This window comes from Blautia sp. BCRC 81119 (assembly GCF_003184505.1).
GTDB lineage: Bacteria > Bacillota > Clostridia > Lachnospirales > Lachnospiraceae > Blautia_A > Blautia_A fusiformis.
In genome coordinates this window covers 76,562-101,351 of record NZ_QJHD01000005.1, presented here as the reverse complement: position 1 = coordinate 101,351, position 24,790 = coordinate 76,562, and the positions used below count along the sequence as shown (strand labels likewise).

The window sequence follows — 24,790 nt, the reverse complement described above, 5'->3', positions numbered from 1 at the left end:
CTTTTACGTATTTCTTATATCTTCATAATGAAGAATTTTTGTTGATACAAAAACGCAAAACAGCCGTCTTAAGCTGTTTTGCGCTCATGTTTTTTTGTATTTTGTTTTTCAAGCAGGAATCCTGCATCCTCTGATATCCTAGACCCCAGCCTTGTATTTCTATTGACAACAGTGAGGTTCTTAACTGCTCTGGCCACTGCATTTTTCTGTCCAAACAACACGAATACTTTTTTTGCTCGCGTCACGGCTGTGTACAACAGGTTTCTCTGCAGCATGATATAATTTGCGGTTGTAAGCGGCATCACAACGATATCATACTCGCTTCCCTGGCTTTTATGTATCGTTGTTGCATAAGCAAGGATAAAATCCTGCGCTTTGCTTAAATCAAAATGGACTCTGTTTCCATCAAAATCAACAACAAATCCTCTTTTTGCGCTTTCATCGGCATTGTCTTCATCAGCATCGTCTGCTTCATCCTGCGTCAGACAGATTGAAACAATCTTGCCTACATCACCATTGAATATCTTTTTATCGTAATCATTACATGTGTACATTACCTTGTCTCCAACCCTCAGCAGGTGGTCATTACATGGTATAATTTGTTTTGTTGCACTTGGCGGGTTAATCCTGTTCTGGATATAGTCGTTAAGCTCCCAGACACCAGTCGGCCCTTTCTTCATTGGTGCCAGAACCTGTATCTCATCAGCACCCACGTTATAATATCTCGGCAAATTGTCACACACATACGTTACGATATAGTCTCTGATTCGTTCCTGTTCCATTCCGTCAACGTCCATGAAAAAATAATCTCCATTTCTGTTATTTTTGAAACTTGGAACAACACCCTCATTAATCAGATGCGCGTTTTTTATAATCTGGCTTTCTGCTGCCTGACGGAATATGGTCTTCAGCCTTACGATTGGAACAACATTAGAATCAATCATTTCATGCAATACGTTTCCACAGCCAACACTTGGCAACTGGTCGATGTCACCAACCAAAATCAGTTTCATTCCTTCTGGAATAGCCTTTAATACTGATGCCATCAATTCCATATCAATCATTGAACTTTCGTCAATAATGATGGCATCGCCTTCCAATGGTGTTTTTTCATTTTTTCCAAATTTGAAGCCGTATGCCCCTTCACTTTTTACTTCCAGTGTACGATGTATTGTTTGAGCTTTCTCTCCAGTTGTTTCTTTCATCCTCTTTGAAGCCTTACCTGTCGGTGCTGCACACAAAATCGCATCCATCCCATGCTTTTTCAGCATATGGATGATTCCGTTAACTGTTGTGGTTTTTCCTGTACCAGGTCCCCCTGTCAAGATTAGTACATTTGACCGACATGATTCTATAATAGCCTGTACCTGTTCCGGTGCGTAATCCCTATCCAGTTCTTTTCCCATTGCTTTTACTTCTTTTTTTGTTACATTCACCCTTTTTGTTTTGCTCTGAAGTAATTCTACTATTTTTTTTGCAGCATATGTTTCTGCTTTATACAGAGGAATCAGATAGAGTGCATCGTCTTCGCATATAAGTTTCTTTTTCTGAATCAGACTTTTCACTGCGTTTTCTACATAAGAAATATCCAGCTGCAAGAAATCGCGGCAGTCCTTCTCCACTTTTTCTCTATGCCCAAACACGTCGCCATCTTCGCTCATCTGCTTTAATACATACATAACAGCACTTTCAACACGGAACGGACTATCCTTTGGCATACCATTCTTCAGCGCAATCTCGTCTGCTTTTAAAAAGCCAATTCCTTTCACTTCGTCAGCCAGTCTATACGGGTTTTCGTTAATCACCTTAATGCTATCAAGACCGTAACGCTTATAAATACGATTTGCATATGCAGGACTGATGCCGAAGCCTTGAATATACATCATGATAGTCTGAATCATGTTCTGTTCTTCGAGCTTTTCCTTTGCACATTTCTTTATCTTCTCAATGCTTTTCTTTCCAATCCCTTTTATCTGCTGTAATAGCTCGGTCTGATATATGAGCACATCAAAAGTATTGTCACCGAATTTATTGACAATAGCCTCCGCCCTTTTTTGTGATATGCCATCAATATTACCTTGTTTTAAATACCACAAGATACTTTTTTTGTCCTGTGGAATAATCTTAACATACGCATCCATTTTAAAGCCGATTCCATATTTAGGATGTTCATCCCAGTCTCCCGTTGCAAATACTTCATCTCCATCAGTGACATCAAACATCTGACCTTTCATACTGCATTTGCATATTCTTTCCCCTGTTTTCGCATTAAAAGCTACACCGGCAATAATCTTGAAGCCAGTTTCGTTCTCATATATGACGGCTTTTGCCTTGAACTTTATAGATTCTTTTGCTCTTTCTTTTAACATTGTCTTCTATATGCAACTGGCCCTTTGCCAGTGATTACCTCCTGTTTTTCTATATTTAATATGATGAAAAAACATTTTTTTTAACATTTTTAGCGTATTTTTTTACCAAAAAAAACACCAGCAGATTACTCTGCTGATGCTTATTTGAATTATTTGAATTTAGAGCTGGTATGATTCCATTGCCAACAGGTTATGCTCCCTATCATAGAGATATACATTGTTAGATAATACCTCATCAGGAGCCAGATTCTTTAATGCTTTAATGACATTTTTTAAAACTGTCCCGTTAATTGACGTTGTATCTGATGCCGGGAAAACAGCTACAAATTCCGCGGAAACTGGCATTACCATAAGAGCAGACTCACCCATTTTATCTGCTACATTCTTGAGCACGTCAGCGCCAAGAAAAGCCGCAGCACCATATTTGTACTTTTCTGTTGATAAAATCACAAAATTTACAAATGTATTTGGGATAATATCTTTTGCCTCCCCAACAACAATGCTGTCAACAATGTTATTGATTGCGGCATTATAGACGTCTTCTTCCTTAAGGTCGAATCTCTCAAGGCAATTTTTCCCTAACACACGGGTACCATCATTCATAACGCTATTATTGTTATCATAAAAACAATACACGATATTCATATCCAGAACTTTTCTAGATAAAGCCTCCGGGTGTGCTGCAATGGTTTCATCATCCGCCAGCATTGGGTATGCTGTCTGCAACACAAAGTCTCTATCGGTCGAATCAAAACGCTTGCTCTGCGTGTTCTGCGGCTGCAGACCGATTCTCTTCAGAATCTCTCCAAGCTGTGAGCGCAGGTTTTCCGGAAGGTCATCTGTCGGGTCATAGTCATCATTGCCCTGTTTTGCAGGCTCTGGGCGATATGTCCGATTTGGTTTACATCCGTTTCCGCAAGAGCAATCACTACTGCATGGGCTATTACTGTCGGAGACAAATCTGTTGTCTGAACATCCACTTGGTGCAGCCATAGTGTCTGGCAAAGTCCCCATAATATCCTGCAGCATTTTCATTGCCTTCTGTCTTCCTTCTTCAGTATTCGGGAAGAATTCTTTCCTTGCTGCCTTTGACTGTCCCTGGTTTTGTTCTGCTGAATATGCCGTATGGTTTTTACCCATATTTGCAAAACGGTCAGAAGTCTCTTTTGCCTCATGCTTCTTAAATGATGGGGCTGGCTGCTGTGCACATCTGTCCGCGTTCATCTTAACCATTTCAGAGCCTTTATCCAAGCCCTCTTTCATAGCCATAGATACTGCTGCTGCCATCTGATTAAGGTCAGCCCCCTTTTCGTAAGAGTCCCAAAGAGGAGCAACCGGAGCGTAAGCACATGCGTCACCTTTTGACATTGCAACAGCCAGCTGCTTTGCCGGATTGTCGTTATTCAGAAAGCACACTGTGCCCTGCTGATTCATCATTGCCACCAGTACCTCTGCAAATTCTCTTAAATTCATTTTATTCATGTTTTTCTCCTTTTCTTTGTTGGTCAGGAGTATTTGCCTCCTGCCTTATTTTTTGATACAAAATTAATATGCAGAATTTTTGCATGAACAAAAAAAACAGCCGAAAAAAATTCAGCTGTTTTTTTTTAGTCTTTTCTTCCTTACTTTTTGTCAGAGAAATAACGTTTTGCAACGAAGATTCCAATTGGAATAGCTGCGCATACCAGGGCCGCTTTCATAATGCATTTGCACACAAACGCTGTTTCTTCGGCGTCAGCCTCAGCATCATCTTCAGAGCAGGAACCTGAATCCATATCGTCCGAACAGATGCTTTCCTCTCGCACGTTATTCTTCTCTTTAGCTGGTTCTGGATTTTCCTCCATCTCTTTTGTAATACTTTTTAGCATTTTATCCGTAATATCTCTTAGGATATCAGATTCAGGTTCTTCCCCTTTGTCCATGCGCTCTTCGTAATCGTGATAGCTCTCATCCATATCGAAAAAATACGCATTACTGTTACAGTCACAAGAATACGTTTCACACATTTTCCCGCTCTTTGTACATTCTTTTATGCTTTCTTTTTCTACCTTGAGAGTCACCTTGACTCCATCATCAGATATTTCGTCAGGCTCTTCTATGATTTCCAGCCTGATTCCATACTCTTTCGTTAAACTCGCCTCCATCAGGGCTTTAACAACATCTGTAAACTGTCTTAATGTTAATTTACTCATATTTTTTCCTCCATTTTTTTAAGCTGACAAAACTCAGCCGTTCTTTTTACTTCTTACTTCATGTACAGTATGCTGAATTTTTATTTCTTTTTGTGTTTTTTCTTTTTTTTCTTAATCCTGCATATTTAATCTGAAACGACATAATAGACAAAGAAAGGAAGAGATATTATGAGTATTATGGATAACTTAAAAGAACTTATGGACATGTCAGCTGTCCAGGAAGAAGACAACCCTGTATTTATTTCAAGAACAGGCGAATTCAATCTTTTTTCACCAAAACATAAAATTCGTAAAAATAGGAAATATGGAGACACCGGTGTTGCTTATTCCGAGGATGGAAAGACTCTTGAGGAATGTCCAGCTATCAGGCCCGGGCGTATTCGGATTCATGAGGGCGTTGAGCGCATTGGTGTCAATGCTTTCCGAAACGGAAGATTAAGTGCCATTATAATGCCTGATAGTATAATTGAGCTTGAATATGGCGCATTTATGTGTAGTGATGTTCACGATGTTAAATTCGGAAAAAATATACGAAAAATCGGAGATGAATGTTTTAGTTCGTGTAGTAATATTTCCGAAATCACTTTTCCGGATTCCCTGGAAGAGATTGGAGAGCTTGCATTTTCACCATGCATAAATCTCCGCAATATTACGTTCTCTAAAAACTTAAAAGTCATCGGTAGAGGAGCGTTCGGTAGCACTTCACTGAAAGAAGTTACAATTCCATCTGGTTCAATTTCTATAGGGAATCAGGCTTTTTGCTCTGCTGAACATGTTATTATCAGCGATAGCATCCCAAAGAACTTCATTTTTTCAATTGTTTTGGAAGATGATGGGTATTACAATGAAGAACGTGTGCTTTCTGATGACTATGTAAAAGTTACATATAAAGGGAACACAGCGGTGCTTCCACGTGTGATAAAACGGGGAGAATTAAAAAAATTAAATCGTGATTTTGAAAGCATAATTATGGGTCCCAATCGCAAAAGACTATTCTTAAAAGCTGCACATGCCTGCGAGAAACAGGCTGCTGCACTTGCGGAATATCGACTTTCCAGAAACCCTGATGCTTTTTCTTACATGAAAAAGAAATGCAGGGATATGGCAATTCGATATATCGAAGAAAAAACGCAGGAGGAATTCGTAGAATTCTTTAAACTTGGAACAGTATCAAACAAAATCATTCCTGAACTGCTTTCCATCGCCAGCAAAAAAGAAAAGACTATTGTTGTAGCATACCTTATGGAACGTCTTGGCAAATCCAATAATACGCAGGAAGTATTTGACAAAGCAATCGATGATACTTTTGACCTATGACAAAAAAGCCGCTGATTTCTCAGCGGCTTTTTCCGTTTTACGCATTCAACGCTTCTTTTATCTTCCCTTTTGCTTCTTCTTCATTTTCAAACCAATCGACATATATATCCTTCGTTTTTGTCTCTAGGAAACTATCTTCTGGCTTTCTGACCGTTTCTACAACATCTGTAATATCTGAAACTACATGACTGTCATCACAAAACGTCGTCGTTACGGCCCAGAATTTCTTAATTCCTGCCGGAAGAAGTTCATAATCTTCCACTTCCTCATTTGTCAGTTCTCTGTCATAATCGACATATCCCCAAGCCTCACGGCCGATTTCCTCGCAAAACTCTTTCTCGTCATAGTTGTGGACCTTTTGGACTCCCGCTCTAGGGCAGCCACCAGGAACTAGTGGCCTTTGTGTACTGTAATATCGCATACCTATACCTCCTTTGGCTATATTTTATCACATTTTTAACCCGTCTCCAATTTTTTGCGCAAAAAAAACGAGGCCGCACTGTGCGACCTCAACCGAAGTGTTATTTTTTGGCTACTCCAAAAATCAACTTAAATTTTTCATAGTTTTCACTTTTTCCTCTGTTCAATACGGAGAAGTATACATTTTTAAAATGATAATCATATGTACTAAGACATTTTTTGAAATATTTTGCGACCACTGCTGCATCCTGACCAAAAACTCCACAGCCAAAGGCTCCGAGAATCAACGTATCTACATGGTTCTCTTCCGCGATGTCAAGTACAAACTTGATTCTCCGGTATAACTCCGCATTGTTTTTGTCCAGTTCAACTCCTGCGTATCTTCCTGCGGCAGAATAATTCGGGGCAGCACACGTAATGACATCAGCCTTCACATGGATTGGGTCCGCTCCATAAACACAGACGCTTTCATCCAGGAAGGTTACGTCTTCAGAATACATGGCGCGGTTTGCATACAAAGCCTTATTATTATGTTTTTTATTCCACTCGTAGTATTTTGGGAATCTTTTTAAAACGTTATACAGGTTAGAGGTATGACATAAACATTCTTCCTGTGCGGAGGAACCTTCCATAAACTTACCGCCTGGGTTTTTATAACTTGCAAAGTTAAGAACAGCAGTCTTTCCATCTCGATGAGCAAGCATAGACCTGACAGTATCAAGGTTGTCCACGACAACGTTCATTTGCATATCATACTTGTCAAATGCAACAACGTCATCTGTCTCTTTTTTTGCAGTAGACGTTACCGCAATCCCATCACCGCCATAAACCCTTGTGTTTTTTACACACTTGGCAATCTCTTCACCCATACTTGCCTCCATCATTTTATAATGACTTACAGCCTTTTCTTTTAACTCATCTTTTTTATTGAAATAAACACTCATCTTTTTTCTCCTTAGGTTTTAATTTAACTTTTTGTAGTGTTTTCGTCTCTTCACTTACAAATTTAATATGCTTAAAAAAATAATGAGTGGAAAAATTTTGAGGATTTTTTTATGGAAATTTTGTGTTTTTTTGATAACTCAGGCTTACACCTTTGTTACAAAGCCTCACAGAGGCTGACAAGCGAAGCCGTGATACCGCGAGCTATGCTCGCGTGTACCAGACGAGGGCGGGTTTCCCGCCCGTCGATAAGGCTGAGTGCAGTGCTTCGTGTGGGGATTCGAACCCTCGCACGAAGTTAAAAAATAAAGTTATCTTACCAAAAAAGGACAGTAATAGCTACTGTCCTTTTAATATGTATATCATTTTGTGTTAACGACTGAAAGCTTGCCAGAATCATACAAATATGCTGAATCTGTCAGGTAATCTTCGTGCGACTTTGGCATACGATACACTGCTGTATCCTGGCAAAAACTTGTAATGTCTAAGCAGCCATCAAAACTAAGATATCCTGCATCATTGACAAGTTTTTCTGGAAGGATTAATACTCCTCGTGATGACATTGGTAATATATAAAACTTCTCTCTTATTACATTTTCTATGCCCGCCAACACTCCATCATAGAAACAAGCAGCTGCACCAAATGAACCAAAACCAGAAGAAATACTGATAATTGAATTAGTTACGTCTATTTCGTTTGTCTGTTCATGTCTTGCTGCTGCGATATCGATTTTTGCAGGCTGAAGTTTTACCGTTGATGCTGCAACATGCTTCCACAGTTCCTCTTCAGAAACTCCATAAGATTTCAGGTTCTTGTGACTTAATGGTAACGTTGCAAATGATTCTCCATCATTAAAAGCAAATATCCTCGGTACTAACGCGAGGTCTGTTCCGGGAATATCTTTGTGAATTACAGAGTTTAGGTATTCTACTGCATTTTTATTGCACAATGATAAAAACAGCCGGTTTTTAACAACACTCCAATCCGATAACCATTTTAAAGAATCAGGCGACGACTGAGATGGATACATAGACAATATATCCATAGCTTCCATTGCGATATCCACCATTTCTGGCACACCTGCTTTTCCATGAATGAATTTATCATATAAATCATCGACATTTACAATTGCTGCGATAGTTTCGCCATCATTATCGGAGACCCTATGGATACCGGTATAACTTCCATGCTCTTTCTTCATTATGAATACGCTTGTCTTAATCCCCTGATTTTCCAACAAACCCATCAGCACTTTCAGAAAATCCTCTTTGCTCATCATCTTCATATTAGTCATATCTTTCATTCCTTTCTTTAAGTGAAATTTTTATTTTTCACATTTAATATGCTGAATATGCTAAAGTACAGAATATGATACCGCGAGCTGCGCTCGCGTGTACCCAAGCCTCGTAGAGGCTGATAAGTGAAGTCGTTAGTCTGAGCTAAGCGTGTTTCTGGCGGAAATTTCTGCCCTTCGTTAACCCAACTTTTCTTCTTTTTCCCGTTCAGACCTCTTCTTCATCTTTTTTACCACCCATTTCGCAACTTTCTCTGGCTCATCAAACCCATGCTCATCTCTGCACATCCAGGTTCTATCAATGACCGGATACTTCCACTTCTTGACCAATTTTTTTAAAGGTGTTTTTACAAATTCTTTTTTCTCTTCTGGTGTTAATAGCTGCCAGAAGTCTTCAAGGCACTGCTCTTTTGTATATTTTAATTTTTCTGAATCACACATGTCGTTAAAAACATGAGTGATGATTTCAAGCGGAATTTTGATTGACTTATCTTCAAGATGCCGGATTTTTAATCCATTCTCTCCATTTTTGTAACCTCCTGTCACTGTAATATATCCCGCCGAACCGGCGTTACTCTTTTCAACTGACTTGATGATACAGTTATGATAATCAATGTAAATATCTTTATCGTCGTACTTTTCAATCGTTGTGAAGTCAATGACATCCCCGGGGATATATACTGAATCAAGATTGTCAGGGTCATCGAAATATACGGTTCTGTATTCATACACCTTGCCGTTTTCAATCTTTAAGGATTTTCTTTCCAATTCAATTCTTTTACGCTCTTTTTTGTTAAAGTCATCAATCGTTTTCTGAATAAAATCATTCATCACATCACGCAGAGCTTCAATCTCAGCACGGTTAAGATATGTAGCAGTTATACACTTCAGTACTTTCGTAAAATTGCAATTATCAAGGCCACTTCCGACTGAGAAAACGAAATGTTCTGACGTATCCTCGCCTTCAATTACCCGTACGACACGTTCAAATTTATAATAATCCTCGTTAGCAAAACTCGACGTATCGTAAGTCTTTGTATACCAGGTGATATTCATATTTCCATTCACGCCTTCCCGCATATCGACCTGCCAGCTCTCGTCAGTAAAATCATCCTCCAAAATGCATTCAATAATCTTTACTGCTGCCAGAAGTGCCGGAAAGTCATATGTGCTTACATCAAACTCCTTTTTCCAGTTACTTTTCACCTTTTTGAATACCTCAACAGTATAATAATAATATAAAATATCTCTTGCACTTTCAGCAAAAACAACGCCTCCGTGTGCCTGTATAGACGGCTCTGCGAATACAATTTTCAACTCGCCATTCTTCCAAACTGATTTAACCTTATTTTTTTTCTTTTCTTTTAGCATTAAATAATCTCTCCTTTTTTCTATGTTCTTATTAGCTCAGAGTATTTTTTCTGCTCTGATTTAATATGCTGAAAAAGTTTTTCTTGGCGTCTGTATCGTATATCTTTTAAACAGGTGGCTCCGATAATGAGCGCTTATCTTGACCAAATTAAAGAAGAACTTCCGGGCTAAAAAAGAATATAGCACCAAAAAAACAAGACCTGCGAAAAGTTCGCAGGTCTTTGTGTATTCTAGAACATAATACTATCCAAAACTTCGTCAGCAAATCTTTCTGACAACTCCGGCGGCATCGCAAAGCCGTAATACAAAACCCTCGGTCTTGTCGTCTCTACGATTCTATTTGACCTTGGCTTGCGGTGTATCAACCAGCTATGCTGTCTCCACATGCCATCAGCAGATAATGCATATCCGGTGCAGATTACTGTTTTATCCTTATTCTTCTGCCATACTCTTGCCGAATTTTTGTGGCATTGGCATGCCTCACCTTTCACCATCTCAGCATTATATCCAAGCCAGAACTGGCCATATTCTAAAATATTTTCCAGGTCTTCTTCATACGGAGGCAGGCAGACTGCCTCACCGGCAAAATCAAGAAGTCGAGCTTTTAACTCAAACAGACGTTCATCCATTCCTGGGAACATTTTTTTCGCCTCAGCGACAGTATCCTGAAACCAGAACGAATTGCTTCGGCATTGTTCTTTCCAATCGTCAGACATCGGCCGCCAGGCAACAGTATTTTTTGCATGCAGATTCTTGCTATCGCTGTACATCAGGCATTTATCGAAAAATGCTTTATCGTCTATCGGAGCGATACATGATTTTCCGTCCAATACAACCCTGCTGCCGCAGGCATTGCGGGTTACGATAAGGTCTTGGATTGTTTTTTCTGTTGTGTTCATATGTATAGATTCCTTTCTTTTTTTATATATTTTATATACTTTTAAGATTCATTTTTAATATGATTGAAAAGTAAAAAAATAAGATTATATGTACAAGTGGTAATATTGAATGATTTTTCACTGCTATTTTTGTATAATTCGCCGAATCTTACAACTTTTGTAAGAACATTGACTTTCGATGCTGAATCATATATACTCCAAACATACAAAAAACAAATGGCAAAAGAACTAAATTAAGGAGGATATATATGGAATTAAGAGCGACAATTTTACGAAATGGAAATGGCAAAAATATCAGATATTTTGACAAAAATGGAGAAGAACTTTTTGAAGGCGACTATATTTTAGATGGCAGCAGGAATGTTAAAAAACTATACAGAACAGAAAACCGAGAACTTGGAACTGATGCAACAAATCCAATTCGTATTGAACGCGGATTGTCCGTACCATGCGAAGCTGGAATCTACCCATTGGAATTCGAAGAAATGTCGATTATCGAAAAATTCAAAGAAAACAAATAGTCGTATGCAAAACCGGCCCTGCAGAAATTCTGCAGGGCTTAAGTTGTCGAGTTAATTTTTAGCCTTTTTTCTTCCCCATCCTTTCCTGCATATTATTTTTGAAATAAAAAATTTTGCAACAAAGAAAGGAAAAAGAAAAATGAAAAATAATCAAAACTTAGTTTCGTTTTCTCCTGAGAAAGGCGTATATTTATACTTTGCAGACAGTAAGATGACTGATATTATTGATATCGATGTTGAGCCTGGAATTCGAAGTATCGTTTTGTCCGGACCTAACGCAAATAGAAATAGATTAAGCCGCAATGTCAAATTAAGAAACATCTTTAAGCAGTTTCCTGATGTAGAAGAATTGGTTGTTCAGGAAGATATCATGGATATTGATATTTCCAACTTCATGTTTCCGAATGTAAGAAACGTGGACTCCAATAATCCATATTTCCTTAGCTGTCAATATCTCGTTCGGTTGATAGTCGTGAATAAGATATTGAAGAATGTCTTTTGCATTAAGCCGGATGAACAAATTCAGCCATTGTATGACATTAATATAATTGATGATTATGCGTTTGAAGGATGTCAGTTAGCCTCCTTCTTCAATAACGATACTTCTTTTAATACTATTCATACCATCAACCATCACGCCTTTGATGGTTCATCATTTTTTGATATTCCGTCAAAAAATGGTCTCAAAAGGGTCGGAAATATTGTCTTTGGCGTAGATGATGATGCTGAAGAAATTGAATTTCCGGAAGACGCCAAATGTGTTCTGCCGACAGATATAGATTACAAAAATGTCAAACGGGCAGTCATCAGGAATATTAAAAATGTTAATGGAATCAATAAATTGCCAGAAACAATTGTGGTTGCAGACACTGAATTTTCAAAGAATAATATGTTTGGAATATACAGATATCTTAACACAACAAATGTATCATGTATTGAAGCATCCCCAAGCAGCGGGTTCGCATCAAAAGATGGGATTCTGTACTCCGGAGATATGAGTTGCCTGATTCTATGCCCAATCAAGAAAACCGGAGATATTATCGTTCCTGAAGGTGTAACTTGTATTAATGATTTTGCATTTTACGGAACAAGAATAGATTCAGTCACATTTCCGTCTTCATTGAGAACTATTAGAAAGGACGCATTTCGGCAGTCTAAAATCCGCAAAATAGATTTCGGGCCCGGAATTAAAAAAATCGGAGGTTATGCGAACAATATTTTTGCCGATTGTCATAATTTAACTCATGTTGAGTTTCCTCCTCAGGTTACAGACATCGGACATAGTGCATTTTTTAACTGCCGTAGCCTTAAATCTGTTACAATGCACGAAGGGATTTCAACCATTGGACGGCGTGCATTTGACTGGTGTGAAAAACTGAAAAGCGTAACTCTTCCAAAAAGTATCAAATACGCCGGAGAATTAAGTTTTAGTTGCGTACAAGAACTACGTACTCCTCATCTTTTTTCAGGTCTGCCGTATGCATTTCTGTCGGATATAAGCGTATCCCCCGTAAAAAAACTTATTGTTGGAGATAATGAGTTTATTGTACCGGCATCTTTAAGTTACAAGACTTTGTATAGGTTAAATCAGCAATGCAGTAGTGGCTATTTTTGCAAATCCGATTTGCATGATTTGTATTACGGTGCGATAAGCACCGAATTAAAACAGGACACTGCATATTATATTTACAAACAGAGTCCGGGAGCAGATGCTAAACTTGAAAAGTACTTAAGACGCTGTGCAAAACAGATTGCGCTGCGATATATTAAAGAAAACAAGGATGATGAGTTCGCCGAATTTATCGGCTTTAAGTTGTTGTCAAAAGCAGCAATCAAACAGCTTTTGCAGGCCGCAAATGAGGCAGATAAGCCCTCAATTGTAGCATATTTGCTGACGCAGACGCAGGACAAACCGAGTTCCAAATTCACGCTTTAACGAAACACTTTTTCAACATTGAACCAGCTGTCGCATAGACAGCTGGTTCTTTTTCTCTTTTTTTTGTTCTTTTTTAAGATTTTTTTGAGTATTCGTTTTCTCTTTTCTTTGCATGCTTTTTTCTTTCTCTGATTTTTCTGCCGCAAAAAAACAGCCCTGCCCAAAGCAGGGCTGCCAATTAAGCAGCAGGATTATTCTTCTTTTGCAGATTCAAGCCATGAGTAATAAGCCCAGTCAATACACTCTCCTTCTGTCTCTCCGTTTCCTTCGCAATATCTGTCATATGCTTTTTCAGCAAGCTCTTCAGCAAGTTCTTCATCAGAAATTTCGCAACGCCCCATCATCTCACTTTTCATGAAATTTGTTACAAACTCTGCACTCGCTGCAGCCAGCTCTTCAGATGTTAACTCATATTCTTTTCCGTCTCGCACAATTTTCATATTATTTTTCCTTTCTGATTTTGTTATTTTTGCGGCAGCCTATTGTTTTCACTGCCGCATTATGCAAAGCACGTGTTAAATCGCCACCGGAATGTCCTTAATCTGCGGATGCGTCTGATAATTCTCAACAATCAAATCATCAACAGTGAACTCATAAAAATTCTTTACATCCGGATTCAATCTTACAACCGGAGCCGGCAGCGGCTCTCGCGTCAGCAACTCCTTAATAATATCAACATGCCTGTCATAGATATGTGCATCAGCAATCATATGCACCAGCTCGCCTGGAATCATATCGCACACCTGGGCAATCATCATTACCAGCAATGCATACTGGCATACATTCCAATTGCCGGCAGCAAGGATATCGTTAGAACGCTGATTCAGAATAGCATTTAAAACCAATCGGTCAGAGTCCTTATCCTGAGTGACATTAAACGTCATACTGTAAGCACATGGATACAAATTCATTGCGTGAAGGTCTGCAAAATTATAAATATTTGTCATAATTCTGCGGCTGAACGGTGTATTTTTCAGGTCATAAATAACCTTGTCCACCTGGTCCATGCTCCACGGTTCACCTAGTGTTTTAACTGCATACCAGCGGGCGACATTGCCATCATCATCAAACGCGACAAACATTTCGGTACCAAAACCAACCCGCTCGTATTCGCCATCCGGAAATGCGGTCCGCAGTCCTTCAAGTGTTACATCCTTACATTGGAATTTTTTCTCAAGCTGATAGCCATATGCCTCACCAATGCTGCCATCCTCATCAGCCCAGCTGTCCCAAATGTGGCTGTTTAAATCGGCAATGTTATTTGACTTTTTCTGCCAAATCCACAAAATTTCATCCATCGCACTCTTCAGCGCCGTTTTTCTCAGCGTCAGTGCGGGGAATTCTTTTCGCAGGTCATACCGGTTACATATGCCGAATTTTTTGATTGTGTAGGCTGCGGTGCCATCCGGCCAATGCGGCCTAACCGCTTCCCCACGGGTATCAGTTCCGTTTTCCAGAATGTCCTGACACATATTTTTAAATACTAAATCTGCATAACTCATTTTTTTTCTTTCTCCTTTTCTTTGTTATTTTTTAGTTTTACAAGCATAATATGATGAATTTTACAGAAGAAAAAAAATTGCGTTACAAATTAGCAAAAATAAAAACATCCCCTCATGTGAGAGGCAGGCTCAACTAGGTATCTCATATTCCAGTGTTTCCATGAGACATCCCCTCCTGCGAGAGGCAAACGTTCGCAAGTCATACCGATTACATACTCCAAATGAAACATCCCCTCATACGAGGGGCAGACAGGGATGAACTGACCAGAGGGAGGGCATCCCTCGATTCATCCCCTCCTACGAGGAGCAGACACATTTGCAATGTTTGAAATTTCTTCATCGCTCGATTCATCCCCCTCTTGCGAGGGGCAGACTTTTGTACTATCAAAATTACCTATCCCATTCTTCGATTCATCCCCTCTTGCGAGGGGCAGACCTGTATGCGTAGAACTGGCCCGGAGTAGCATTCGATTCATCCCCTCTTGCGAGGGGCAGACACTCAATGTTTATGCGGCTTTCAGCCGCCTTAAACACCTCGTTGTGCAATTTGCACAAATACCATTTTCAACTCGTCACGCATCATTTCCTCTGCATATAATATGCCGAAAAAATATTTTTTTTGCCATTTTTCCAAATATTTTTTTATATTTTTTCAATCCTCATTCCGTATTCATCGTCTATAACAATTTCTTTGCCTTCGCTCACACAATCATTTTTTGTGTATATTTGTACATCTTTAAAGATTCCTGTTTCAGGCTTGCAGAAATTCTTAAAATTTTTAACTTTTGACTCCCTGACAGCTACCACACGACCTTTAAACAACTCTATGTCTGCCTCACTGCTCTGTCCTAACGTTTCAATTTCCGCATCATTCAATATCGCAATTTGAGTCATCACCTCATCGGTATTTGACAAACGGACATTCAGGTTTTTATCTGTCAGGTTGTTTCTCCTTGTGTATATTTCAAACCCGTTTTCAATTTTGATATTTCCGTTATCTGAATTTGCCTCGTCTATAATTTGACGAACACGCACATCAATTGAGGCATGACTGTATACATAATTAATCATGTCAGGCATACCTGACGGTATCAATAGATGACCATTATGTTCCCGAATTGCGTCAATCGTTGCGTCAAGATAACATTTTTTATAAACATACTCAGTCCCGCCATAACTGGACAAATCGGACGGAATTAACACCTGGACAGTATTCGCAACAACTACATGTTCCCTGATAGTCCCCGCATCCCCATGTCTGTGATATCGTCCTATTCTCTGGAATAACAAGTCAATCGGACAGATTGCAGTTATCATATAATCAACATCAATATCAAGGGATTGCTCTAAAACCTGCGTTCCAACAATAATGACACGTTCAGGTCTTTCAGTTCTATTTTTACCACACATTGCCAAAATCTTCCGACTCGTCTCATCTCGTGCATTTATAGTCATTCTGGAATGATATAGAATTATTTTACAGTCATTCTTTTTGTTTTTTTTGATTTTGTCATATACGCAGATTGCATCTGCGACTGTATTCATAATCACGCATTCACACCCTCCATCTTTGACTGCATCAACTGCATATCGTGCAATTTTATCATTGTCGTTTAATATCGACAGCAGCTCGCACGAGATTTTTTTATCAGGCATATATTGGTGTGATACGTGCTCATGCACACTTCCATCTTTTGTAACATACGATATCACCGGGTATCCGTTATGCAATTCTATATCTCCATTGCCAAGCGCGCCCAGCAAATCTTTTTTTGTAGATATTGGTAATGTAGCCGACAACATAATGACTGGAACACCAAGTTCTTTACATATCTTCAGCAAATCCTTTATCACGGCAAGCATATATGCGTCATACGCGTGAATTTCGTCAATAATCAGCACCTTTGACGCCAAACCATCCATTCGGACACTCTCAAACCTCACCAGCCTGGCAGCAGTCATTACCTGGTCAACCGTACCAACAGCAGATGATGCCAATAATCTCTGACGAGACATATCCGTCCATACAGGCTTTTTATCTGGCTCCCTTAATAGCATTGATTTTGACGTATACAGCTTCGTGTTTCGCATACCGTGTGAAGTTAAAAATTCATCCACACGGTCTTGAATCGCTTCTGCAGAAACGCCGGTCGGTAGCCCCATATATATTCCAGATAACCCAGAACGATTGCCCAGAACGGCGGCTGCATACAACGCCGCCTCGGTTTTTCCAGAACCGCAATCGGATTCAATCAGCATACATTTAATGTCATTTTTATGTACAATTTTTTCAATATCATTTTGTACCGGTCTTCCATTGAATCCAAATGCACTCCTGAAATCCTGCATCACTGGAATTTGCTGCCGTATCATCCCCTCATTGTTCAGGAATTTCAGCGCCTGAATCTTTCTTGATTTCAAAAATTCGTCTATATTTTCATACGATTGATTGTCGAACACGTAGTTGTTTGATGCTATCCAATCCGAGGTAATCATTATACCTAAGATTGCATTTTGTACTACAAACAGTTCTGACTTGCTGATATTTTTGTTTATCAAATTTAGATTGTCAAATTGAAAAACATTCTTTATATAATCATAAATCTCATTCTGGATATGCATCCATTTTTTTGCCTTTTCTTTATCATCAATTTTTATAATATCAATATCAGAATTTTTTTTCTGTTCTTTTTGGTGATGCATCCTGATAATTTGAGATATAATATCTGAATTTTTTATATCAACATCTTCAGCGCTCAATTTGTCAAAGATATTCGCACCATACTGTTCATGTCTAAACCGAGTGTCAAATGACACTTGATTTAAGCCCTCATGTTTTAATATTTCCAGCGTTTCCTCATCACGGCCTTGAAATGTCGGGTGTGTTTTTCCTATGTCGTGAATGGCACATATAAACATGATTTTTGCTAACAACGTATCACTATCACAACCAGTTATTTCAGACAGCCTGTTCAGCACCGGATAGTAAATACCATTCGTATCAGTCAGGCACTCTGCGACTATTCCGGTCTCCAGCATGTGATTGATTAAAGATTTTTTTGGGGCTGTTTTTGCCCATATGTTTGTTATGTCCATTATTGTTCCTCCGAAAAAAAAATAACGTTATATCCCCTCCGGAGAGGGGCAGACATTTCATACAATTCGGATGAAAGTTTGTTTGCCGAGCAATCCCCTCATACGAAGGGCAGACTTGTCCTGGTATGAGATGCTGACGCTCCGGTTCGATTCATCCCCTCATACGAGGGGCAGACGCCTGTAATAGCCGTATAATTGATTTTACTGCCCGATTCACCCCCTCCTGTGAGGGACAGACTTGAGCGGCAAGTGTTCGTCCCGGTTTCCAATCGATTCATCCCCTCCTGCGAGGGGCAGACTGATGAACTGGATACGCTTATTGACGAAGCAACGATTCATCCCCTCCTGCGAGGAGCAGACGGCTTTATATGCATCATACCCGATAACCAACGCGGATTCATCCCCTCCTGCGAGGGACAGACTTTTTTTTGTTTTATTTTTTTGGTCATATATAGATTCATCCCCTCATACGAGGGGCAGACGAGTGGCACACTCATGTTTCCTCGTGAACCTCTCGGCAATTGAATCACCGAGCATCCGAAGACACCCAGGTAAAACAACTACTTTTATCTGCGAGAAATACAACCAACGCATATGCAAGCGTATGCACCAGAAATATCCCTGGACAGAGGCCCGGCTGCAGACATGCCACAACAGGACACGGCGAGGCTCCTATGGGCCTGAAGCTTTAAACAGAAGGTGCAACAGTCAGAGACTATTTCTTTTCTGCATACTTGCTTCAGGCCGCTGCTTTATATTGTAATGAGCAACCTATTCTTAAGGTAAGAGAACGTCTCTTTTATGCTCATATATAATATGCTGAAAAATTTGCTTGTTTGGATATATTTTTTTAAAAAATCGCAAGCGATACTTTTATTTATTAGTCGCTTTTATCTCGGTAATTTAATTGCCGAGGATTCCCGCTTTATATCCTAATCTAATGATTCATCCCCTCATACGAGGGGCAGACATCAGAACCGGTCGGCCGCAGGCTACAATGGTCGATTCATCCCCTCCTGCGAGAGGCAGACACTTAGTGTTTATGCGGCTTTCAGCCGTCTCAAACACTTCGTTGTGCAATTTGCACAAATGTTGTTCTTGCCTCATCCACATCTTCAATATGCCGAAAAATCCGCCGCATTTTCATTTTTTTAAATGATTTTTTGCTTTTCAACTCCCATCACAAGAGACATTCCGGCTCCGTATGATTTAGACCGGCCCACTCCATTTTTAATCAGGTTCCGTAATGCGTTCGCATCGCTGACACGCAGCAGGAATTCGTATCCGAATACGCTTACCGGATGAGAATCACCGCAACTTTTGGTGACCTGGCGTTTATTTTTTGACAATTCATTAATAGCAATCACATTGCCGGCATTTATAAATTTTCTTTTTACCCATTCTTTTCTGTCGTTTTCATCTGCAATCAGGATATTTGATGACCGCTTTCCAATTCTGGCCTGTTTTTTTGTTGGTTCATACATAGCGAAAATTTTAACAACGTCACCGGCATTAATGTTAGCGGCCATACCATCACAGTTCCTTGAATTCATTAATCGTAATGAGTCTGGGATTTCATACGGTTCAATGTCAGACTGTATTATCAGATTTTTTCCAATTACCATATACAGGACATTATGGTATGCACGGTTACAGTGAAACATTGATTGAATAATTTTATGTATGATATCTGAATTCTGCATAAAGCTTTTACACTCGAATGTGCTGATAATCATTAATTTCGCCCTCCTTAATCCCTGAAATTCCCTGGCTGACAGGTTCTGCCGGAATGCAGCATTTGCTTCCGAGATAATACTGCCATACAGGAGCCTTTAATGCCGCCTGGATTTTATTTAGTGTTTCCTCATCGGAAATCAGATATAGCACAAACCTGCGGCAGACAAGATATTCTTTATCAATCAGCGTTGCTGAATACAAACGGCCGCCATTTGCCGTTGGCATTCCCTTTTCTTTATCCATTACTGTCTGGTAATCAATCAGCGTATCAATTGAATTAATGGTTGCCGATTCCAGCATTGACCCGGAATTTTTAACATCAAGATACAGCTCTGTGGAATTTGCCAAGACATCAATCCTTTTATCGTTCCTCTCGTACCCTAATGCACAGGCAATCATTCCTATGATACCGCTTTTCGTTGGAGCCAGCTCAGTGTATCTCTGAGATGGCCCAAGGCTTCTGATTCGCCATGACTGGAGCATGGCGGAACAGACCAGCTTTAATTTTTTAGAATTTTTCATCAATAATATCCCCTACTTTTTTAACAGCTTCTTTCCATGACATATGCTCAGCACCATCTAACATTTCCGGAGATTCTCCGGTGTAAATTCTTGCCAGGTAATCCGAGTCATCTGCAAAATCTCCGCTTGTAAATTCGTTCATAGCATTCAGGAACTTATCAGCTTCAGTCTTAGCGGCTGCACTTCCATTTTTAACCATTTCTTTAATACAGTATGTATCAGCCGTACGTCCTTCTCCGTCTTCCTTGATTGTAATATATACACCAACCGGGTCAGGACGTGACGCAAACGAATTTTGGCCGCCGCTCGGAGCAGATGTAGCAATATCATTAACCACACACTTGACAGCCTCAATAATCACGGTCTTAATACGCTGTACATTCTTTTCATCTGACATGTCTACCCCTTTAGTCAGGTTGTCATAAAATTTCCCCACATCAATGCTTGCATATTCATAGTACACATGACTGGAAAATTCTTTTTCATCCAAGTATCCGGCACCGCTCTGTCCACTTTCAGTTTCGCTTGCCATTGCTGACAGATAGTTATCAACAACGATATAGTAATCGCTGTCCAGTGTGGCTTTCCCTAATGAATAACTATGATTAACACACATAGCACTTTCAACAGTTTCCATTACACCAGACGTCGCCATTCTGCCAAACAATGAACACTCAACACCATATTTTCTTAATGGCAGTTTTGCTTTCAATGCTGAAATGATTCTCTGGGAGGCCGAATTCTTCGCACTGTTTTTTGCCTTACTGCCTTTTTTCTTATCATTTTCTTTTTCCTTTTCTGCTGCCTCTTTCTTGGCTTGTTCCCAGTCATCGGGTGTCTTGATGACATCACAGAACACTTCGACGATATCTTCAACGTCATACTTTGTGACAATCAAAACCTGATTTGTAACATCAAATCCATTTTTTTCCTCCAGAGAGCAGGACAAAATACTTTTGACAATATATTCAGCCATAGCGTCAGCATTTTCAGCATACAAGCCTGCTTCTTTTCTTAAGAATTCTTTTTTAAAGATATCTTTCATTGCTCTGGTTCTGTATACATGTTCCATGCTGTCACCATTTAATCGCTCCAGGCGTTTTTCTAAATTTTCACGCCATACTTTTTTCTTTGACTGTGACGAAATTCTGTTGTATCTTTCATTATCAATAATTACATCTTTCACCTGTCCTGCTCCATCACAGTTTAAACGTGAAATGCCATATCTTTTTCCTGCGTGTACTTCAACCAACATTCTTTTGCTCATTATTTTTTCTCCTTTTTCTTATCAATTTTTTTAACGCCGGCAATTACATCAATCCACTCATTTCTTGTGTTGTAATATGGCCAGCACAGAATATCCGTCATCAGTTTTGCTGTGTCAATTTTAGTGCCCTTTTTACACATTTTTATATATCTTTTTATGTATCTTATTAAGATTGCTTTCTCATCCTCATCAACGAGATAACCGATTTTTTGCTGTACTGCCGCAGAACCCTCATCATATATTTCATGCAGGTAATATTCAAACGGGTCTCCTTCTTTGCATTCCTGCTGCACATATATGCCGCACATATCAACGATAAAATCCCTCATATATCCGGCATAACACCATGGGGTATCTTTCAGGATATTTTTAATCGTTATCTGCTGGAATCCTCGCAATTCGTCAAAACTGATATTATACGCTCGGCGCAGCTGTATCTTTTTTGCATTATCCAATGCCTTTACACGTTCCAGAATCATATCAACCTGTTCGCGGGTTTCTTTATAATTCATTTTTTACCTCCGTTCTTTGCTAATGCTTTTCTCACAGCAATGCTCTTGCCTTTCGGAATCGGAATACTGTATATTAACCTGTTTGCATATCCTGATGCATTATCAACATACTTATCTACTATGCTTCTTAATGCTTCCATGTATTCCTCTTGGTTACAGTATGCTGACTTTTTTATACCATCGATATCCGGAATGAAGAAATTTTTAAATAGATTTTCGCAATATCTCCAATACCTGTTCATCGTAGTATTCCGAACGGTCACCAGGTCAAATTTATTCTTCGTAAAGAGCTGTTCTCCAATTGAAGACAAAGCAGTTTCAATATCACCAATTCTCTGCTGCAAGCGTTTTGCAATACCTGCTTTATTCTTATTACTTCCATATGGTACATACTCCATACCTATCATATCTATAAACATATCCGTAGCCTGTTTTGTTAACTGGTCATCCAAAATACACTCCGGAAGCATACACGGATATTTCCCCTGTGATAGAAACGAGCCCCTATCCTTAGAAACATAGTATGCCGTCATTTCAGTCTTTACAGTCTCATCTCCATCGGCTTCTCCCCTTCTGACTTTCAGCCTTAAGTCTGCTGCAAATAATGCATCATACAATGAACTCCTTAGCACTCGCGGAGCAGAATGGTTACCAAAGATATTTGCATATGCCTTAATCCCCATCCATACTTCATTTGAATTTGTAAACTCCATACCGGTCATCACGTCTTTGTCTTTTGACTTAAGAATAACCGTAACCGATGGCTCTTTATTTATCAGCCAGGATTGTCTTGCTATTTTCATCATATCGGAACCATCTGGTGCTTTGAACAGCATTATTGATTTATAAATTCTCTTGATAGTCTTCTTTTCCATATCAATAGAGCTGTAATCAGGACGCAGATAAGTTACCGGGAAAAACATACCTTCAAGCAGGGGAACCTGATACTTCTTTTGCAGCATTGAATTTACCGCATAGTTGTATGAATCCCACTTCCAAACTGGCATACCGTCATCACATCCGGAATCATCATTAGCGATGTTTAATAAAATACTTGAAAATAAGCTTTTATCTTCCGCCGCATCAAAATGATACATGGCAGGAGGACTTGGAATACAAATAAGTCCTGTAACATATGACTGACCTCTCATACCAGCAATGCAGCTCTCCATTAAAATTAAATTCATATATTCGTCAAATTTTACACTATTTGCAAGTTCAATATGTCGCCCGTCAATTTGTGCTTCATCATAATATGAATCTCTATTATCTACTCCTCCAATATTTTCAATGTAATTATTAACATCTACATGCTGAAAAAATACTTTATTATTTCCCCCACATTGCTTTGCATTAATTGAAGAAACTGATGTAATACTATTTTCCTTGAATACACTTTCTGCAGTTTTTGCATCAACCTGCATGAATGGCTTTTCTTCATCAAACAGGTCAAATGATGTTCCGTTTTTTATACACTCATCAAAATATGCATCAATTTTGTCAGCATCAAACCGGCCATTATTAAAGACCGACATTAGCTCATCGTTTACGGCTCTTCCATAAATATCAATAACAACTGCTTCAGCTAATCTCTGCTGTAGTCTTCTGATAATAGCAAAGTCTTTGCTTTCAGCACTGCATTTATACATATGAGCGTTGACGATATAATCTCTCAATCCGACTTTAAGCACCTCTCCTGTTTCTTTATCAATCACTCCCATCCATGGTTCTGTTAGCACATCAAATATCATCTTTTTTCTCCTTTCCGATGTTCTGTATTTAATATGCTTGAATTTTTGATATGTAGAGAATTTTTTGCGATTTTTTTATAAGTTTCTATAGATATGGACATATCACGTATAATATGCGATACTATATATGTCGTATGAGGTCGGAAATGGTTCCCGACACACTCCATTTGGAGTACCTGAGATGCTGGATACACCGCCCAGCCATATAACTTCAAAAAAACAAGTTCTTTGCTACAGCAGAGAGCTTTTTTTTGTACACACAAAAAAAACAGCCTCTCTACCGAGAGACTGCAATTTTTAAATCCCAAATTTTTTTCTCAGATACTTCCGCTTTTTAGCATACGCGCCATTGTAATCCACCTCAAATACGATATATGACTTTAAATATTTTTGTGCCTCTTCTTTCGTCTTTATCTTTGTTACATTACCGCCGAATTCTTCTGACTTAATGTCATGCCATTCCGAAATCATCTGCTCAATTTGCCATTTTGGTGTGTCATATTCTCTTCCGCTAATATGTTTGAAATCATTGATTGTGTTGCCCATCATATATTCCGGAATGTAATCATCTGTTTCAGATTCATTAACACCTGAAATATCGTATGGAACACTGTTCTCGTCCATCCATACAATGTGACCGAACGGAGCCGCCCAGCATATTTCTCCACGGTTAAATGCTGCTTTCAGCATGCATGCGAAATAATAGCAGTATCCACTTGCGAACTGCTGATATAATACCTCTTCTGCTTCGCCATATCCCTGCTTTACTGAAAAATCGTAAATGAATCGCAATACCTCTGCATCTGCTTTTGGATGTACTTTTTGAATTTTCTTTAGCCATTCTGAAAACTTGTCTTTCATTTTTTCTCCTTTCTGATGTCCTGTAACATAGCCGTGATATCATTCAGATATTCAACAGGATTTGCTGCAATTAGCTGCACCGCCTCATATGGCAGGTAGTTCTTGGAATTCAGAAAATACAGGCTACCATTGCTCCTACATTCACAGACAGCGCCTTTTCCAACCTGCACTCTTCCAACTCCGCACAGGTAAGCATCAAAATCACACTTAAATTCATAAATATGATTACATTCCATACAACCAAAATTACCAAATAAACTCATTCAGCATCACCTTCCTT

General features: G+C 39.2%; 21 protein-coding genes. 3 read left to right on the top strand and 18 right to left on the bottom strand.

Going from position 1 to position 24,790, the window contains the following annotated elements; all coding sequences use genetic code 11:
* Positions 1–68 precede the first annotated feature (68 nt).
* From recD2 to DMI82_RS04525, 3 genes are all read right to left on the bottom strand, one after another.
* Complete coding sequence (recD2, locus tag DMI82_RS04535; RefSeq protein WP_110102621.1) at positions 69–2,369, bottom strand: SF1B family DNA helicase RecD2; 2,301 nt, start codon at positions 2,367–2,369, stop codon at positions 69–71.
* 159 nt (positions 2,370–2,528) lie between these two features.
* Positions 2,529–3,851, bottom strand: coding sequence for a DUF5688 family protein (locus DMI82_RS04530; RefSeq protein WP_110102620.1), 1,323 nt, complete (start codon positions 3,849–3,851; stop codon positions 2,529–2,531).
* 140 nt (positions 3,852–3,991) lie between these two features.
* Positions 3,992–4,561: a hypothetical protein gene (locus DMI82_RS04525; protein ID WP_110102619.1), complete on the bottom strand. Its 570-nt coding sequence runs from the start codon at positions 4,559–4,561 to the stop codon at positions 3,992–3,994.
* 168 nt (positions 4,562–4,729) lie between these two features.
* Between DMI82_RS04525 and DMI82_RS04520 the strand changes: the two genes are divergently transcribed.
* Positions 4,730–5,878: a leucine-rich repeat domain-containing protein gene (locus DMI82_RS04520; protein WP_110102618.1), complete on the top strand. Its 1,149-nt coding sequence runs from the start codon at positions 4,730–4,732 to the stop codon at positions 5,876–5,878.
* Positions 5,879–5,915: 37 nt separating this feature from the next.
* Here DMI82_RS04520 and DMI82_RS04515 read toward each other — a convergent pair whose 3' ends face one another.
* From DMI82_RS04515 to DMI82_RS04495, 5 genes are all read right to left on the bottom strand, one after another.
* Positions 5,916–6,299, bottom strand: coding sequence for a hypothetical protein (locus DMI82_RS04515; RefSeq protein WP_110102617.1), 384 nt, complete (start codon positions 6,297–6,299; stop codon positions 5,916–5,918).
* A 100-nt stretch (positions 6,300–6,399) separates the two neighbouring features.
* The gene (locus DMI82_RS04510) at positions 6,400–7,242 is read right to left on the bottom strand and encodes a TIGR02452 family protein (protein WP_110102616.1); all 843 of its coding nucleotides are present in this window, start codon (positions 7,240–7,242) and stop codon (positions 6,400–6,402) included.
* Between the two features lie 360 nt (positions 7,243–7,602).
* Positions 7,603–8,535: a DUF5688 family protein gene (locus DMI82_RS04505; protein WP_110102615.1), complete on the bottom strand. Its 933-nt coding sequence runs from the start codon at positions 8,533–8,535 to the stop codon at positions 7,603–7,605.
* A 180-nt stretch (positions 8,536–8,715) separates the two neighbouring features.
* Positions 8,716–9,906, bottom strand: coding sequence for a hypothetical protein (locus DMI82_RS04500; RefSeq protein ID WP_110102614.1), 1,191 nt, complete (start codon positions 9,904–9,906; stop codon positions 8,716–8,718).
* A gap of 230 nt (positions 9,907–10,136) precedes the next feature.
* Positions 10,137–10,805: a hypothetical protein gene (locus DMI82_RS04495; RefSeq protein WP_110102613.1), complete on the bottom strand. Its 669-nt coding sequence runs from the start codon at positions 10,803–10,805 to the stop codon at positions 10,137–10,139.
* Positions 10,806–11,053: 248 nt separating this feature from the next.
* Between DMI82_RS04495 and DMI82_RS04490 the strand changes: the two genes are divergently transcribed.
* Together DMI82_RS04490 and DMI82_RS04485 are read left to right on the top strand one after the other, a co-directional pair.
* Positions 11,054–11,326 carry a hypothetical protein gene (locus DMI82_RS04490; RefSeq protein ID WP_110102612.1) on the top strand — a complete coding sequence of 91 codons (273 nt, stop codon included), beginning with the start codon at positions 11,054–11,056 and terminating at the stop codon, positions 11,324–11,326.
* 139 nt (positions 11,327–11,465) lie between these two features.
* Positions 11,466–13,262 carry a leucine-rich repeat domain-containing protein gene (locus tag DMI82_RS04485; protein WP_110102611.1) on the top strand — a complete coding sequence of 599 codons (1,797 nt, stop codon included), beginning with the start codon at positions 11,466–11,468 and terminating at the stop codon, positions 13,260–13,262.
* Between the two features lie 191 nt (positions 13,263–13,453).
* Here DMI82_RS04485 and DMI82_RS04480 read toward each other — a convergent pair whose 3' ends face one another.
* From DMI82_RS04480 to DMI82_RS04430, 10 genes are all read right to left on the bottom strand, one after another.
* Positions 13,454–13,702, bottom strand: a complete 249-nt coding sequence (locus DMI82_RS04480) for a hypothetical protein (RefSeq protein ID WP_110102610.1) — start codon at positions 13,700–13,702, stop codon at positions 13,454–13,456.
* 75 nt (positions 13,703–13,777) lie between these two features.
* A complete protein-coding gene (thyA, locus tag DMI82_RS04475) occupies positions 13,778–14,764 on the bottom strand; it encodes a thymidylate synthase (RefSeq protein ID WP_110102609.1) in 987 nt (328 codons plus the stop codon).
* A 642-nt stretch (positions 14,765–15,406) separates the two neighbouring features.
* Positions 15,407–17,860, bottom strand: coding sequence for a CRISPR-associated helicase Cas3' (gene cas3 / locus DMI82_RS04465; RefSeq protein WP_110102607.1), 2,454 nt, complete (start codon positions 17,858–17,860; stop codon positions 15,407–15,409).
* 1,151 nt (positions 17,861–19,011) lie between these two features.
* Positions 19,012–19,563, bottom strand: coding sequence for a type I-E CRISPR-associated protein Cas6/Cse3/CasE (locus tag DMI82_RS04460; protein WP_278308630.1), 552 nt, complete (start codon positions 19,561–19,563; stop codon positions 19,012–19,014).
* A gap of 7 nt (positions 19,564–19,570) precedes the next feature.
* Entirely contained in the window at positions 19,571–20,119 is a 549-nt protein-coding gene (cas5e, locus tag DMI82_RS04455) for a type I-E CRISPR-associated protein Cas5/CasD (protein ID WP_110102605.1), read from the bottom strand.
* On the bottom strand, positions 20,106–21,386 hold the full coding sequence (locus DMI82_RS04450) for a type I-E CRISPR-associated protein Cas7/Cse4/CasC (protein ID WP_110102604.1): 1,281 nt from the start codon (positions 21,384–21,386) through the stop codon (positions 20,106–20,108). The genes cas5e and DMI82_RS04450 overlap by 14 nt, the downstream gene beginning before the upstream one ends.
* Positions 21,386–21,898, bottom strand: a complete 513-nt coding sequence (locus DMI82_RS04445) for a hypothetical protein (protein ID WP_110102603.1) — start codon at positions 21,896–21,898, stop codon at positions 21,386–21,388. Before DMI82_RS04445 ends, DMI82_RS04450 begins: the two co-directional genes overlap by 1 nt.
* Positions 21,895–23,649 carry a type I-E CRISPR-associated protein Cse1/CasA gene (locus tag DMI82_RS04440; protein WP_110102602.1) on the bottom strand — a complete coding sequence of 585 codons (1,755 nt, stop codon included), beginning with the start codon at positions 23,647–23,649 and terminating at the stop codon, positions 21,895–21,897. Before DMI82_RS04440 ends, DMI82_RS04445 begins: the two co-directional genes overlap by 4 nt.
* A 297-nt stretch (positions 23,650–23,946) precedes the next feature.
* Entirely contained in the window at positions 23,947–24,510 is a 564-nt protein-coding gene (locus DMI82_RS04435) for a hypothetical protein (protein ID WP_110102601.1), read from the bottom strand.
* The gene (locus DMI82_RS04430; protein WP_110102600.1) at positions 24,507–24,773 is read right to left on the bottom strand and encodes a hypothetical protein; all 267 of its coding nucleotides are present in this window, start codon (positions 24,771–24,773) and stop codon (positions 24,507–24,509) included. The genes DMI82_RS04435 and DMI82_RS04430 overlap by 4 nt, the downstream gene beginning before the upstream one ends.
* Between the last annotated feature and the right edge of the window lie 17 nt (positions 24,774–24,790).